7 protein-coding genes and 1 pseudogene are annotated in these 15,640 nt (G+C 40.7%); 5 read left to right on the plus strand and 3 right to left on the minus strand.

Translation table 11 applies throughout. The features are described from left to right. The first annotated feature begins 264 nt into the window (after nucleotides 1–264). On the plus strand, nucleotides 265–798 hold the full coding sequence (locus HUW48_RS16920) for a 5' nucleotidase, NT5C type (RefSeq protein ID WP_182412070.1): 534 nt from the start codon (nucleotides 265–267) through the stop codon (nucleotides 796–798). A 223-nt stretch (nucleotides 799–1,021) separates the two neighbouring features. Next, a pseudogene (locus tag HUW48_RS16925) lies at nucleotides 1,022–2,059 on the plus strand (polysaccharide deacetylase family protein). Nucleotides 2,060–2,131: 72 nt separating this feature from the next. Here the strand turns inward: HUW48_RS16925 and HUW48_RS16930 are convergent. The 3 genes from HUW48_RS16930 to HUW48_RS16940 form a co-directional block, all read right to left on the minus strand. Then, nucleotides 2,132–5,710 carry an Ig-like domain-containing protein gene (locus tag HUW48_RS16930; RefSeq protein ID WP_182412071.1) on the minus strand — a complete coding sequence of 1,193 codons (3,579 nt, stop codon included), beginning with the start codon at nucleotides 5,708–5,710 and terminating at the stop codon, nucleotides 2,132–2,134. 813 nt (nucleotides 5,711–6,523) lie between these two features. Continuing rightward, nucleotides 6,524–10,489, minus strand: a complete 3,966-nt coding sequence (locus tag HUW48_RS16935) for an Ig-like domain-containing protein (RefSeq protein WP_182412072.1) — start codon at nucleotides 10,487–10,489, stop codon at nucleotides 6,524–6,526. Between the two features lie 546 nt (nucleotides 10,490–11,035). Continuing rightward, the gene (locus tag HUW48_RS16940) at nucleotides 11,036–11,551 is read right to left on the minus strand and encodes a 2'-5' RNA ligase family protein (protein ID WP_182412073.1); all 516 of its coding nucleotides are present in this window, start codon (nucleotides 11,549–11,551) and stop codon (nucleotides 11,036–11,038) included. A gap of 458 nt (nucleotides 11,552–12,009) precedes the next feature. Here HUW48_RS16940 and HUW48_RS27325 point away from each other — a divergent pair, with 458 nt between their 5' ends. The 3 genes from HUW48_RS27325 to HUW48_RS16955 all read left to right on the plus strand — a co-directional run bounded on the left by HUW48_RS27325 (nucleotide 12,010) and on the right by HUW48_RS16955 (nucleotide 15,531). After that, on the plus strand, nucleotides 12,010–12,618 hold the full coding sequence (locus HUW48_RS27325) for a heparin lyase I family protein (protein ID WP_182412074.1): 609 nt from the start codon (nucleotides 12,010–12,012) through the stop codon (nucleotides 12,616–12,618). Between the two features lie 2 nt (nucleotides 12,619–12,620). Continuing rightward, entirely contained in the window at nucleotides 12,621–13,535 is a 915-nt protein-coding gene (locus tag HUW48_RS27330) for a heparin lyase I family protein (protein WP_182412075.1), read from the plus strand. Between the two features lie 475 nt (nucleotides 13,536–14,010). Then, nucleotides 14,011–15,531, plus strand: coding sequence for a polysaccharide lyase (locus HUW48_RS16955; RefSeq protein ID WP_182412076.1), 1,521 nt, complete (start codon nucleotides 14,011–14,013; stop codon nucleotides 15,529–15,531). Nucleotides 15,532–15,640 lie beyond the last annotated feature (109 nt).

The raw sequence follows: 15,640 nt of genomic DNA on the forward strand, positions 1-15,640 counted from the left end.
GCTCGCCTTTACCAAGCAAGAAAAAACACTTATAAAGTTTCTCTGTACACAATACCTCACTTCAAAATAAAGTAAAGTAGTACATTTACTTATTTCTGAAAGATTTGTTGTAGCCTGTTTCCCGGAAAAATTAAAATAAATACCCGCTACGTTTGAAATGGCGTAAACCGGTGGAATTTTACCTTTAATTTCGGATGTTTTGTTCCTTTACGTACTTTTATAGACCGGAATGGGTTATCCGAATTTTATCTATACTTATACCTTATGAACAAAAAACGTATCGCCATTGATATGGACGAAGTTATTACCGATTCTATTGGCCGCTTTATAGAACTTTATCAAAAAGAATTTAGGGAAGACCTTTCCAGTCTTCGTTTACCAGGTCGTAATTTAACTAACACAGTACCGCCCGAACGTTTAGATATTGTAAAACAGTACCCCCACCAACCCGATTTTTTTAAAGATTTAGACCCGATCGCCGATAGTTTGAAAGTAGTGGAGCAACTGCATCAGCGCTACGAAGTTTTTATTACTACGGCTGCTTTAGAGTTTGAGCATTCGTTTACGCCTAAGTACAATTGGTTAAAAACACATTTACCTTTTATTACCTGGAAAAATATTGTTTTTTGTGGCGATAAAAGTATTATCCGCGCCGATTACCTGCTCGACGACCTGGAACGTAACTTAAAAACTTTTACGGGTACAGGACTACTTTTTACGGCTCCGCATAACGCACACGTTACCGGTTATACCCGCCTAAATAATTGGCAAGGAGTAGCGGCCTATTTTCTGGATTGATATATCCGCCAATTTAGAGCTTGTATTTTGCTTGGTTTTCTTCTCTTGTTATTATTCTAAAATCTGTTTGAAATAAAGTAAAAGAAGAAGAACAGTTGATTGATTATTCAATTAACTTACTGGTATTTAAAGGATATGAATCTAAAATTTATAAATCCTACTTACTTCTATGCTAGCTGCTCTATTGAGAAAGTTATTTCTGATTCTGGTAATTACAGTTAAAATGACAATGCCGGTCTTTAGCCAAACGACTTACGCCGAAAAATTAGGTTATAAAAAAGGCGAACGAGTACTGATCCTACACGTCGACGATGCTGGTATGTCGTACGACTCTAACGAGGGGGCTATTCAGGCTTTGGAAAAAGGGGTAGCTAATTCGGTTAGTGTGATGATGCCTTGCCCTTGGGTACCTGGTTTTGTAAATTACCTGAAGCAACACCCCCAGGTAGATGCCGGCTTGCATTTAACTTTAACTTCAGAATGGAAAAACTACCGCTGGCCTCCCCTTGCCGGTACGGTTGGCACCCCTACCTTAATAGACACCGAAGGCGCTTTATGGCCGAGCGTAGGCGATGTGGTACAGCACGCTAAAGCCGAGGAAGTAGAAATCGAAATCCGAGCCCAGCTTGCCCGGGCCCGGAGCATGGGCTTTCAGCCTACTCACCTGGATTCGCACATGGGAACCCTGTTTGCTTCGCCTGCTTTTTTAGAACGTTACATCAAAGTTGGAGTCGAAAATAAAATTCCAGTTATGCTGCCCGGTGGCCATAATACTTTATTAGTACAACAACTTAAAAACGAAGCCATTGCCGAATTAAAAAGCCAGGGTAAATATCAAGGAGGAATGTCGGTGCCAACTCCTGCTATTGCCATGCAGGCAAAAGCCCTAGGCGAAAAAGTATGGCAAGCGGGCTTACCCGTACTCGACGATTTACACAATACCAGTTATGGCTGGCAACTACCCGCTACTACTCCCGTTACACCCGAGAACCTGCGGCAATTTAAAGTACAACAATATATAGCTGGCTTAAAGGCTTTAAAACCGGGCGTTACCATGATGATTATGCATTGCACGGCTCCTACCGAAGTATTCTAGCATATTACTAATTCGGGACCGACTCGCCACGGCGATCTGCTGGCTATGCTAGACCCAAGTTTACGGAAATCGCTTCAGGACGAAAAAATTGTACTTACCACCTGGCGGGAACTCATGCAACGCCGGTCTCAAGTTGCCAATAACAAATTGGAACAGAAACGATAAGTATACCGGAAAATAAATAAAAAGGGACGGCCATTGAGCCGTCCCTTTTTTATAATAAATTCAGCATCAAATCTATTCCAGTACAATTCTGGTTTGCTTTTGGCCGGAAGAACCTTGGGCTTTCAGAATGTAAATACCTGGTTTTATGGTTTTAGTAACCAACAATTCCGCCGAAGTACTTCCCTGCGCATCCATAGTTACCGTTTTGGCCTGGTATAATTGGCCAAAAGTATCGTACAAACTTAGGGTAACAGATTCTTGTTTACTAAATCCCGTTAAATCCGCGTAAATTTTTGATCCTATTGGGTTAGGATTTGGATAAACTTTAAGAGTTTGATTAACATTATTTACCACTTTGCTTATGGTAGAAGATACAGAATCAACCAAAGAACCAATGGAAGTAGTATCACTGCCTTCGTACACAATACCTAAGCCGTACAACTCTACCGAAACCGTTTGATCTTTCTTTTTCTTGTTACTTACCGCTTCTAACTTTGCCTTTTTAAAGCCTTTTGAGGTTGGATAAAACGCCACATTAAAGGTTACCGAGCTGTTCTTGCGAATTTTTATTGGTTTATTTGGTTTTGCATCCGGCTCACCAATCATCCGGAACTCACCCGCATTTTCGCCAGTAATGCCTAAGCCTTTCAACTTTAGGTTTCCCCGTCCGGTGTTGGAAATAGTTACGGCGTGTAAGGTTACTTTCGACAAATCCGGTAAATCAGAGTCATCGTCTTTGTCCTTGTCCTTGTCTTTATCTTTATCCTTGCCCTTATCTTCGTCTTTGTCTTTGTCTTTGTCCTTATCCTTATCTTTGTCCTTGTCTTTGTCTTTGTCCTTGTCTTTCTTAGCCATAGTAGCTTGGTTCAAAGAAGTTGTAATCTGGGATACAGCTGTTTGCGTTACTCCCACCACTTCGGTAGCCGTAATTTTTTCGGGAAAAGCAGATGCAAATCCTTCGTCATCGGAAATGCTGCTCACACGTAATAAGGTAATTTGAGAAGTTCTATCGGGTATGTTGTTCCAGTTGAATTCAATCACGTATAAGTTACCTGTTTTTACATCTTCCACAACATCTAGGGGGTTAATAAAGCCCGACATCCCCACCAAGCCACTGGTGCCTGCACCGGTATAAGAATCATCAATATTGTATTCACTGTCGGCACTGCCTTTTACCACCGAACCTGGCTCTAAAACAATTATATCGCCCCCACCACTAAAGCGACATACCAGTATTTTACCTTTCAGAGCCCCATTAAAGGCATTACTCTTGTATTCAATGGCGCCATTCGGGGAGCGGTTCAATTCAAAGTTAAAGGCTGCTCCCCGGTAGTTTTTATCTGACCCAATAGTGCTAGGGTATTTAGGATTGTCTTTGTACCCCCGGTTGGCTACGTATTCTCCCCGTAATGGATTAGGATGACCGTAATAGCCTTTTGGTTTAATGCGGAATAGCCAATCGTTTTGCACCTGCACACCTGAAGTAGCGGGTATAGTTGGTCCGCTGTAAAAGGTACCATCCGGCCGACGGGTTCCGGCTACCGAAGGTGGCGTGCTGCCACCCGCCGCCGAGCCGTTAGCTGGTGCGTAAAGTTGGCCGTTGCTATGCCACACCAAATCGTAAGCATTCCGGACACCAGAAGCATAAATAGTCAGTGGTGCATTTGCAGCGTACGGATTATAAGTACCATCCGAAAACCGCAACTGCGTTGAGGTAGCTTTATTAATTAAACTTTGGTTAGAAGTAGTTTTAGCGTCTAAAGTAGAGCTGCCTAATTTTACTAAATCCAAGCGCAACACCGTTCCCGATAATAAACTTTCGTTCCGTTGCCAGGATCCATCTAAAGCACCCATCGAGCTATTACTTCCCTGCGCTATATACAAGGCTTTATCCGGACCAAAAACCAAACTATTTACTAAATGATCTTTAGCCGAGCGGGGCAAGTTCTTTACTAGTAAGCGTTCGGTAGAAAGAGTAGAACCTGTTAATTTAGAAATTTTACCATCAAAAATGGGTGCGCCTTCTAACCCGGAAGAACAATGCGAAACATAGGCAATCAGGTTACTAGCCGTAGAAGCCGGATCAAACACTAATCCTACAGCGGTCCGGTTCCCGTACTTGCCTACTAAAGTATTTATAGTAGTTAAATTACTTAAGGTACCATTCGTATGATTAATCGTAAAACGCTCAATTTTTCCATCCAGGCGTAAGGCATAAAACTTATCATCTGGCCCGATTACTAAAGAAGAATACTTTTTACCTTGGGTTCCAGGAATGGGTACTTTAGTAAACTCCACTGATAAACGATCCGTTGGTTCAATGGCAGCACCGGTAGTAAAAGTAGCCGTATACGGAATAAAGGCAGCTCCACTATAAGATTTAACGCCCTCCGTAACCATAAACTTATATGTAGTATTTCCTTCTAAAGCAAAAGTAGGCGAAAAACTAATAGCATCTCCGCCACCGGTACCTTGTACAACTCCTGCTACCTGGGTGGTAGAAGTACCTACCACTTTTAATAGTTTTACGGTGCTGCTGGTAATGGTACTATTATTTACCCCGCCTTTATAATTAGTTACAGTTGGCACAAACAAGTTATTGGCCGCAATACTGGAGGTGTTTACGCTTACATTGGTAGCACCTTTTGCCGGAGTAGAAGAAATTACGTAAGGACGAGGGGCACTTACCTTAACCTGAACAGTAAAAGTACCAGCAGTATAACCAGTAGCCACTGCTTTAACGGTTGCCTTATACGTACCCACCACCAGATTTTGAGCATTAGCATAATTAAAAGTTACATTCGGTTCGGTGCCCGTATGCGTTTTATTAAATGTTAACCAGTTGTTGCCATTTGCGCTGTATACGGCCGATAGTGTATACTGAACGCTTTTATTACCGGTGTTGCTTAAGTCTAAAGAAAACGTTTTATTCGCCGTAGAACTACCTTTTTCAATGGTAACTATTTGTTCATTGGCCGACCAATAAGTAATAGGTCCAGTAGTAACCGGCACAATCCGGGCCGAGTTAATTTTGGTGTTGGTTCCGCCATCGGCATCAATGGTTAAGTTGCCATCGGTAACGCTTACCCGTACCGTGCCAGATTTAAAGCGGGTACTGGCGCCAACTGCTCCGGTAGGCACAAATTTATCAATGGCCGTAGCCCCTTCTACATTTAAACTATGTCTTTCCGGGAAAGAATAAACACCGGCATCTCCCGCCGAAACAGTTACATCATAAATTCCTTTCGGCACTTTTACTTCCCAGTAACCTTCGGCTTTAGTACCATCAAAAGGACCCACAATATCATTTGATTGCATGTGCACCAAGGTAGCTTGTAGTACATTAGAAGGTTTATTCCGATCACGTCCGTTACCCGGAGTAGTACCACCAACGGAAATATTCAACAAGCTGTTATCCGAACTTTTCTTCCAGCCATAGGTCAATTTACTGCCCTGATTGGACCCCGTCCGAAGACCATAAGCTTGACCATAATCCCGGACCCAACCACTTGGCGGTACCGTTGATGGGTTTTGGAAGTTAACCTGAATAGTTTGAGCAAAGCCGGGTAGACCAATGACTATTCCAATTAGTAGCAATACTTGTTTAAAGGAGCGAACAACCAGAAGCAGAGGAGTGTAATTTTTTTTCATTTTAAAAATTTAATAAGATTTTTTACTTGTACAAAAGATAAAGATGCCTTTCTTGACTTCAGCCAAATGTAGTAGAAAGATTTACTAAGCATAAAAGAGGGGGACATACTAGCAGAAAGGAGTGGCGCACGGAGAGCTTCATTTAATAAGACTTAAATAAGACTTCCTACTTCTTCTCTGATTTTTTAAAATAGCAGTTAAAACGTTAATGTATTCTGAGAACATTATTATTTAATACTATATAAAATTAAAATAATACAGTTTATTAAGTTAATATTAACGACATATACCTAAAATTAGTTCTGTATACTTAGTTAAATTATATATCCATTTTATATAAGTTATATTTTATAATTCCATTTACAGGTTACCTTATTTCCGCGGTAAGCTTTCTTTAAATATTATTTTATAAATTGTTTAACACCAAACTTTTTCTAAACTGTAGTGGGTGTAGGTAACTCACGCTTTTTAATTTATTGAAAGGAGGGCTTTTATTATTAGAAAATCAGAATTGATGAAATAAGGCCAGATAGTAGTTTTACTATTTTGAAGCTTCTAAAGGTGGAGATGGTAGAGCGCCTTATTTGACTTTGATATAGGATAAGAAAATCTGTTTTCGGCATTAAAGCAGAACCAGTAAAAACATTTACTAAAATCTCTTATTTAAATACAAATTATCTAATCACTGAAATTAAAACAGAAACGTTCAAGGTATTAAGAAAATTAATTTCTTCGAAATCTTCCATTAAGATTGATTTATAAAAAAGGGAACGATGTTCTCGCTCCCTTTTGAACAATAACTTTAAATTTTAATTATTCTACTACTATTTTTGTTTGTTTTTGGTTAGAAGCACCGTTAGCTTTAATTATGTAAATGCCCGGTTTCATTACCTTGTTTAAAAATATTTCAGCAGAATTACTGCCTTTTTCATCCATCCTTACGGTTATAGCCTGATACAACTGCCCATAAGTATCAAACAAGCTGAGAGTTACCGGTTCCTGAGGCGCAAAATCAGCCAGGTTCAGGTAAATCTTTGATCCCGCCGATTTCGGGTTAGGGTAAACAGTAAGCACAGGTTCTTTATCGGTAAATTTCTTGTTAACCTTACTAACTTTATCTTGTATAGCCGTTGCTAAAGAATCCACATTGGTTGTATCGCTACCTTCGTACTGAATACCAAAGCCTATTAAATCTACTGAAACTGTCTGATCATTCTTCTTCTTCTTCGTGCTTGCTGCTTCCAGCTTGGCAGTTTTCCGGCCCTGGGAGGCTGGTATAAATACCACATTAAACGTAACCGAACTGTTCTTGCGGATTTTTACCGGTTTGTTTGGCTTAGCATCAGGTTGGCCCAGCATCCGGAACTCCCCGGCATTTTCGCCAGTAATGCCTAAGTTTTTTAATTTAAGATTACCATGGCCGGTATTAGAAATTGTTACTGCATGCGGTGTTAATCTGGAATAATCCGGTAGGTCATCATCTTTGTCTTTGTCCTTATCTTTATCCTTGTCTTTTTTTGCTTTTTTCGCCTTCGTACTATTTGTTTGGGATGCGGCGGATGAAGGTAAAGCCGTTTCGGTTACTCCCACAACTTCGGTAGCTGTAATTTGTTCAGGAAAAGCAGTAGCAAACCCTTCCTCATCCGAAATACTGCTCACGCGCAATAAGGTAATTTGAGCTGTTCGGTCCGGAATGTTGTTCCAGTTGAACTCAATTACGTACAGGTTACCAGTTTGCACGTCTTCCACAATGTCCAAGGGATTAATAAAGCCGGACATACCCACTAATCCTGCAGTACCGGCTCCTGTGTAAGAGTTAGTTATATCATAAAGAGTTTCGCTGTTTCCTTTAACGAGTGAGCCCGGTTCTAATACAATAATATCGCCCCCGCCACTAAAACGGCAAACTAGTAGTTTACCTTTTAAAGCCCCGTTAAAAGCATTGCTCTTGTACTCCAAAGAACCATTGGGTGACCGGTTCAGGTCAAAGTTAAAGGCAGGTACGCGGTAGTTAGCATCGGCTCCTAAAGTACTAGGGTATTTGGCATTGTCGGCAAAGCCCCGGTTAGCAACGTACTCACCGCGCAAAGGATTGGGGTGTCCGAAATAACCAACTCCTTTTAATGGATTGATGCGGAACAACCAGTCGTTTTGCACTTGCACCCCGGAGGTAGCTGCCACGACCGGACCATTGTAGAAAGTACCGTTTGGCCGCCGGGTACCCGCCACTGATAGCGGCGTGTTGCCCCCGGCAGCTGAGCCATTGGCAGCGGCGTAAAGTTGGCCGTTGCTGTGCCACACCAGATCGTAGGCGTTCCGGATACCGGAAGCATAAATGATTAAGGGCGCATTGCTGGCATACGGATTATAAGTGTTATCAGAAAACCGGAGCTGGCTGGTGGTAGCGGCATTAATTAAACTTTGGTTAGCAGTAGTTTTAGCATCTAAAGTAGTACTGCCCAATTTTACTAAATCTAAGCGCAGCACTGCTCCCGACAATAAACTTTCAGACCGTTGCCAGGTACCATCATAAGCCCCCATGGAACTGTTACTTCCTTGGCAAAAATAAAGCGCACCATCCGGGCCAAAGGCCAAACTATTTACTAAATGATCTTTAGCCGAGCGAGGCAGGTTGGTTACCAGTAATTGTTCCGTAGCCAGGTTGGTGCCGGTTAATTTAGAAATTTTACCGTCAAATTCAGGTGCACCCGACAAGCCAGATGAACAATGCGAAACATAAGCAATTAAATTGCTGGCGGTAGATTTCGGATCAAAAACCAACCCGATTGCCGACCGGTTTCCGTATCTCCCCGGTAAAGTACCAATAGTTGTTTGGAAGGTAAGGCTGCCATTCAGGTGGTTAATTGCAAAGCGTTCGATATTGCCGTCCAGCCGTAAGGCATAAAACTTATCATCGGGACCGATTACTAAAGAAGAATACTTTTTACCTTGGGTTCCGGCAATGGGCACTTTAGTAAATTCTACCAACAATGGTTCGGTTGGCTCAATGGCAGCACCGGTAGTAAAAGTAGCCGTATACGGAATAAAAGCAGCCCCACTATAAGATTTAACGCCCTCCGTAACCATAAATTTATACGTAGTATTTCCTCCTAAAGCAAAAGTAGGCGAAAAACTAATGGCATCTCCGCCGCCGGTACCTTGTACTACTCCTGCTACCTGGGTGGTAGAAGTACCTACCACTTTTAACAATTTTACGGTGCTGCTGGTGATGGTACTGTTATCTACGCCGCCCGGATACCCGGTCACGATGGGTACAAACAGGTTATTGGCCGCAATGCTAGAAGTATTTACGCTTACATTAGTAGCCCCATTGGCGGGCGTGGAAGATATTACATAAGGGCGAGGAGCGGTTACTTCTAACCGGATATTAACGCTACCCGCCGTAAAACCAGCCGCCGACGCTTGTATGGTGGCCTGGTAAGTACCAACGGCTAAGTTGGCAGCCGCGGCATAGTTAAAAGATACATTAGGCTCCGCTCCGGTATGGCTGGAGTTAAAGCTTAACCAGTTACTAACGGCGGGGCTGTAGACTGCCGATACGTTATATTGCACATCGGTGCGGTTGCTCGAATTACTTAAATCTAAAGAAAACGTTTTGTTCGCGGTAGAGGCACCTTTTTCAATGGTTAATAATTGCTCATTTACCGACCAAAACGTATACGGCCCACTATTAACCGGCACTATCCGGGCAGAGTTCATTTTCGTATTAAAACCACCATCGGCATCAATGGTTAAGTTACCATCGCTTACGGTTACCCGCACCGTAGCCGATTTAAACCGGGTACTGGCCCCGGCAGCCCCCGAAGGCACAAAGCCATTTATTGCCTGGCGATTTTCTACATTTAACGCGTGCTTTTCCGGAATAGAATAAACGCCACCATCTCCCGCCGAAACGGTTACGTCGTAAATACCATTGGCAACTTTTGCCTCCCAGTAGCCTTCGACTTTAGTACCGTCAAAAGTACCCGGAATATCATCGGCTTGCATGTGAATTAAAGTAGCTTGCAGCACATTAATATCCGGGTTGAGAATTGAATTGCGATTGCGGCCGTTTCCAGGAGTAGTACCACCCACCGAAAGATCCAGTAAGCTGTTATTTGCGCGGTTTCTCCAGCCGTAGGTTAAATTACTGCCCTGATTAGCACCCGTGCGTAACCCGTATGGCTGACCGTAATCCCGCACCCAACCAGAGGTTGGTACGGTAGCCGGATCCTGAAAATTAACTTGAATAGTGGGTTGGATAACAGAATTAGTAAAAGTAAAAGTAATTGTTTTGGCAGTACCTGCGGTTCCTCCCCCACTAGCGGCTGAGTAAGGCGTTGCTGTTAACGAGTACTTTCCGAGTGTCGGTACCCAGGCGGCATAGTTGCCATTTGTATCGCCGAATACAGCGTAAGGCGCACCGGTTTCGGTTCTGGTGGCGGATTGAGCGCCGCTTAAAACTATTTTTACGCTACCTACAGTAGCAGGAGTAGTATTTACCCGAATATTTAAATTTTTAGTTGGTAAGGTGTTTAAGTTGATGGTGCTACCGGTATTGATCGTTTGGATCACTGTTTCGTTATCCGCATTCATTAAAGTGAAACTCGATACTACCTCTCCCGCCAGGGTTTTAACAGCAGAAGATTTTACCGACGCAGCACACAAAGGAGTTGAAATAACAGACGAGCTTAAAACAAAGCTCATCAGCAGAAGCATTAATTGTTTAATGTTTAAGGCAGGAACAACAGGAAGCGGGAGGGTAAATTCTTTCTTCATTTTAGCAAAGGGGTTAGTTTTAGATAGCTGCAAAAAATACAGAAGGGTTAATCTTAATTACCTCTGATAAAATAATTAAGATTTGGCGATAGAAAGCATACTAGTTGGCAGTATACTTTGGGGAGGAGTATACCATAGAAAGCTAAACCGTTAATTAGTTTAGATTTATAATTAAAGCTTTCTTAAATACCAGAAAGGTTTAATAGAGTAAAATATGGTTTCAACTAAATTTGTGTAATTGGCTAAAACATAGTATAAACCAGACAGGTAGAATTTTTAAATACCGGAATTTCTTTTTATTTACTTTATAAATTAACTACTTCTTTTACAACAATTTAAAAGCACACTTTAAGTAAGAACAATCAGGGAAAAGTAAATATTTTAAATTATTTAACTAAATGTTAATATACTGAATTTTATGGTATTTTATGTTATTATTTTAGAATAATTATAAGGGCCTGCCACACAAAATGCGGGTTATTATTTAATTGGATACTTTAGACTTTATCGCTCTTATAGATTAATTCTTACTTCAACAGGATGTAATTAGTAAGTACCGACTTTAAAGGAGTAATCTTTCACTTTCTGCCAGGGGCCACCAAGGTACTCCCATAAACTTAACCCAATCCCTTGCAGATAAAAAGGTTGAAACGAGAAAGCTAACTGATTAAATAAAGTTTGGGCCACTTCTGGCGTTACTTTGTTTTGTACGGTAATGTGCGGCCGGAATCCCTGCCGGTCTTGGGGAGTGAGCCACTCGGACCATTGCTTTTTTAAATAGGCATGAAGTTGCGCTAGTTCTTCACTTTGCAATTTAAAGCCTACTCCCCGGCCTAGCTTTATGACTTCGGAGACTTTTACAGGAAAGTTTTTTTGTTGGGCAGTTGCCTCTTCTAGTAGGTCGGTTACCGTTGAATGGGCCGGTAAATGATGAAAAAGAGTAACATGTGTACTTAAGTAATTTATTTGGGGAGGAAAGTGCTGCTTTCTTAAATCATTAAAATAGTTAAAGGCTTGCTCATCTATTTGCAGCGTTAGAATCAAAGGAGCGGGTTGTATCATAACCTACTTAACGAATTTCTCCGGATTAGAGAGTTAAATCAAAAGTTAAATTAGGTCTATTTCATCAGCGTATTATAAATGGCCATAATAAATTTGTTTTAACCTGCTCTAATTAATTGTAAGAGATAAACTAAAAGTCGGCTTCTAAGAAGGCAAAGTCCGCAAATAAGATTGCTCTAAAGTTTACTCTGGACTTTTGCCCTTATATAATACTTAATTTAATAAAAAAGTAAAAACGTATAAGATAGCATTTCTTTCCCTCCATTTTATCCTGCGTTACAGCCGACATTAGCATTCCTTTATTGATGAAAGCACCCGCGAAATTTTTGAAGTTTTAGTTGCTACTCTAAGCAATCTCACTTATATTAAGGATAGATCATTTTGCAACATTCTTATAACTTTCCGATAAATTGCCATTTAAGAAGACATTATTTAATCTGCTTTTATAATCTTGTCACATGAAATTTAGAATTTACTTTTTTTTACCTATCCTATCCTTACTTTTAATTTCCTGTGAACAAGATGCATTTATTCAGCCTAAAGAAGAAGTTACGGAAGCCGAAGAAAGCCTCTCTGACGTAAAAATTATTTCCTCCGCAGATGGCTATCGTTCTAATTTATTAGTAGAAGGTAGATTTGAACCCACCATTGAATCTATTTTTAATATTCATAATTACACTCCGTATGGGTTTGCTGTTAGTAGCAAACAAGCCAGAAAAGGCTCAAACGCCGTCCGGCTGGAGTTAAGAAGCAATTCACGCCAGGTTCGTTCGGAAATTTTATTGGCCGGTGAAACCCAGAGCGAAAGATGGTACGGCAATAGCCTTTATTTACCTGCAAATGACTGGGACTCGGATTTACACGAGGATGGCTGGGATATAATTACGCAATGGCACGCCCGAGAGGATAAAGGCGAAGCGGGTCGGTTACCTCCCATTGCTTTAGTAGTAAGTAAAGGCCGTTTAGGTATGGTGGTGTACTGGGCAAACAGGCAAAAAAACACGAATGCAACTATCAGCGGAAAAAAAATATTTGATTTAGGGCAATTAGAAAAAATAAGTGGTTAGACATGGTGTACCACATTAACTTTTCGCACGAATCGGATGGGGTATTGGAAGTATGGAAAAACGGGATAAAAGTAATTAACTACAAAGGCCCTAATAGTTATAACGATAAAAGGTTGCCTTATTTTAAGGCGGGTATTTATAAAAGACGGTGGTATAAAATTGAGAAACGGGTAGTTTACGTAGATGAAGTAAGAGTAGGTACTAAAAAAGCTACTTATAAAGATGTGGCTCCTTCCGGCTCTACCCTGATTAATCCAATGTCAGATAAACCTGGTAAAAACAAAAAATTAAGCTTAAACCTAATGAATGCAAATTCAGATCTACTGATTAAACCAATTACCAACGGCGCTATTTTGGATCTGGCCACTTTGCCAACCAGTAATTTAAATATCAGTGCTACTACTTCGGCAAAAGTGGGCAGTATTGCCTTTAAACTAATTGGTCCGGAAAACAAGAGGGTAGTAGAGTCAAAAGCACCTTTTTCTTTAATCAAGGATAATAATGGCGATTACCCTTCCTGGACACCCAAAGCAGGTAGTTATTCGCTCACTGTTACTCCCTACTCCGAGGCGAAAGGGCATGGCAAAGCGGGCAATCCGGTAACCATTCGATTTAAGGTGGTTAATCTGGCTAAAGATGGCTCCGGCACTCCTAGCGTAACCATGGTGATTAATAAAAATAAACCTATTACTAACTCCCGAAAAGCAACTTTAAGCATTAAATCGGTAAATGCTACTAAAATGCGTTTCTACGACAATAGTAACAGCAAGTGGACGAGTTGGCAGCCAATTGCTTCTGATAAATCCTGGAATTTATCGAAGGGCGATGGTTCTAAGTGGGTAAAAATACAAGTGCGTAATGCAGCCGGCGTCATGTCCGAGTCTTATGCCGACGGTATTATCTTAAGAACAAAATAAAAGTAAGGCAGCTTATAAAATCAACCTTACTTAAACACTCTGTTTTCTTTTTTCCGAAGTGGTTCATTGTGCAACTTAAAGGCAGAATACAGCTTTCCTGCGCATACAAATTCAGCCTGTAGCGTAGTAAAATAGTAAATAAACATTGATAACAATACTTCTAGCTAGTGTTTACATAACAAGCCCAAATTTGTAATATATCTATAATCCACTAAAAAAGTTGAATTCCTATTCCATTTATTCATTTCCCCGCTTCTACATTTATTTAGTAAATTATATCAGAATCCTCCTATAAACTAACTTAAAACTGAACTTTACTAAGTTAAATATGTTATAAGAATCAATCCAGCTCACTTATTAAATTAGTATGATTAGAATTCTACTGTTTGCATTTTTTAATCCACAGAGAGTTATCCTTCTAAGTGGAATTTAAATTTTAAAAGCATTATTTCAATCATCACTATAAGCTAGTCGCATGAAACTCAAATTTCTTTTTCTCTTAATGAGTCTTTCCTGTTTACTGTTTTCTTGTGAAGAAGATTTAGTCCAACCCCAACAAGTTAATGAGTCAGCAATTGGTATTGCCAACGCTCAAATTATTAATTCAGTAGATAGTTATCGTTCTAATTTATTAGTCGAAGGTAGATTTGAACCCACTGCCGATCCTTTCCTAGTGCAAACGGGTACTTCTTATGGTTTTGATGTAAGCAGTAACCGCTCCCGGAACGGTTCTAACGCCGCCCGGTTTGAGATAAGAAACGAAGCAAATCAAATTCGTTCCGAAATTTCGCTGGCCGGAGAAACCCAAAGTGAAAGATGGTACGGCAACAGCCTTTATTTACCTGCCAATGATTGGGATTCGGATCTAAACCCGGATGGCTGGGATATTATTACTCAATGGCACGCCCGGGAAGATAAAGGAGAAGACGCCCGGTTCCCACCCATTGCTTTAGTAGTAAGTAAAGGCCGGTTAAGCTTGGTGGTGTATTGGGCAACTCAGGCCGACAATACCAACTCTACGGTAAGCGGCAAGAAAGTATTTGATTTAGGTACTCTGGAAAAAGATAAGTGGCTGGATATGGTGTACCACATTAATTTCTCGCACGAATCGGATGGGGTATTGGAGGTATGGAAAAATGGCGAAAAAGTAATTAACTACAACGGACCTAATTGTTATAATGATAAAAGCTTGCCTTATTTTAAAGCGGGTATCTATAAGCGCAGATGGTACGATGTTACTAAACGGGTAGTGTATGTAGATGAGGTAAGAGTAGGAAATAAAAACGCTAAATATTATGATGTAGCTCCCAGCGGCTCAACCTTAGTAGCACAAGAAGAGTTAGAAAGTAACGATAATTCTAAAAAATTAAAATTAAACCTGATCAATGCTAATTCGGACTTATTCATCCAAAGGTTAACGAAAAATTCCATTCTGGATTTAGCCAGTTTACCCACTAAAAATTTAAATATTTCGGCTACTACTTCCGAGAATATTGGTAGTGTTGTTTTCAAATTAACCGGTCGGGAAAATAAAACTGTAATCGAATCGCAGGCACCTTATACTTTGTTTGGCGATGAAAACGGTGATTTTCAATCGTGGATTCCGGCTGAAGGTGAGTATACGCTTATTGCCACTCCTTACTCCGGCGCCAACGGCGAAGGAACTGCCGGTACGCCGGTAACTATCAAGTTTGAAGTAGTAAACCTCTCTACCGATGGTTCGGGTACACCTAAAGTAACAATGGTTATTAATAACGACGAAACTTTAACGGATTCGCGCCGGGCTATCTTAAGAATAAAAGCCGTTAATGCTGCCGAAATGCGCTTCTACGACGATAGTGATAGTGAATGGACAGATTGGGAACCAGCTACTTCTATCAAATCCTGGACTTTATCGAAAGGCGATGGTTCTAAGTGGGTAAAAGTACAGGTTCGGAACAATGCAGCAGTAATGTCCGAATCTTATGCCGACGGCATTATACTCAGAAGCAAATAATAGCTTATAAATAAAAGAGACACAAATATTAAGATAGTAGATGTTAGACTTTTCGTGCCTAAATTATTGATTATAAATGCTACTTATTATAATCCCGACATTAAGTATA

Source organism: Adhaeribacter radiodurans (assembly GCF_014075995.1).
In the GTDB taxonomy this organism is placed as follows: domain Bacteria; phylum Bacteroidota; class Bacteroidia; order Cytophagales; family Hymenobacteraceae; genus Adhaeribacter; species Adhaeribacter radiodurans.

Bases quoted from the DNA above. Each gene is read 5' to 3' on its own strand.
- HUW48_RS16920 (WP_182412070.1), top strand. From the start codon at position 265: ATGAACAAAAAACGTATCGCCATTGATATGGACGAAGTTATTACCGAT.
- HUW48_RS16930 (WP_182412071.1), bottom strand. From the start codon at position 5,710: ATGAAAAAAAATTACACTCCTCTGCTTCTGGTTGTTCGCTCCTTTAAA.
- HUW48_RS16935 (WP_182412072.1), bottom strand. From the start codon at position 10,489: ATGAAGAAAGAATTTACCCTCCCGCTTCCTGTTGTTCCTGCCTTAAAC.
- HUW48_RS16940 (WP_182412073.1), bottom strand. From the start codon at position 11,551: ATGATACAACCCGCTCCTTTGATTCTAACGCTGCAAATAGATGAGCAA.
- HUW48_RS27325 (WP_182412074.1), top strand. From the start codon at position 12,010: ATGAAATTTAGAATTTACTTTTTTTTACCTATCCTATCCTTACTTTTA.
- HUW48_RS27330 (WP_182412075.1), top strand. From the start codon at position 12,621: ATGGTGTACCACATTAACTTTTCGCACGAATCGGATGGGGTATTGGAA.
- HUW48_RS16955 (WP_182412076.1), top strand. From the start codon at position 14,011: ATGAAACTCAAATTTCTTTTTCTCTTAATGAGTCTTTCCTGTTTACTG.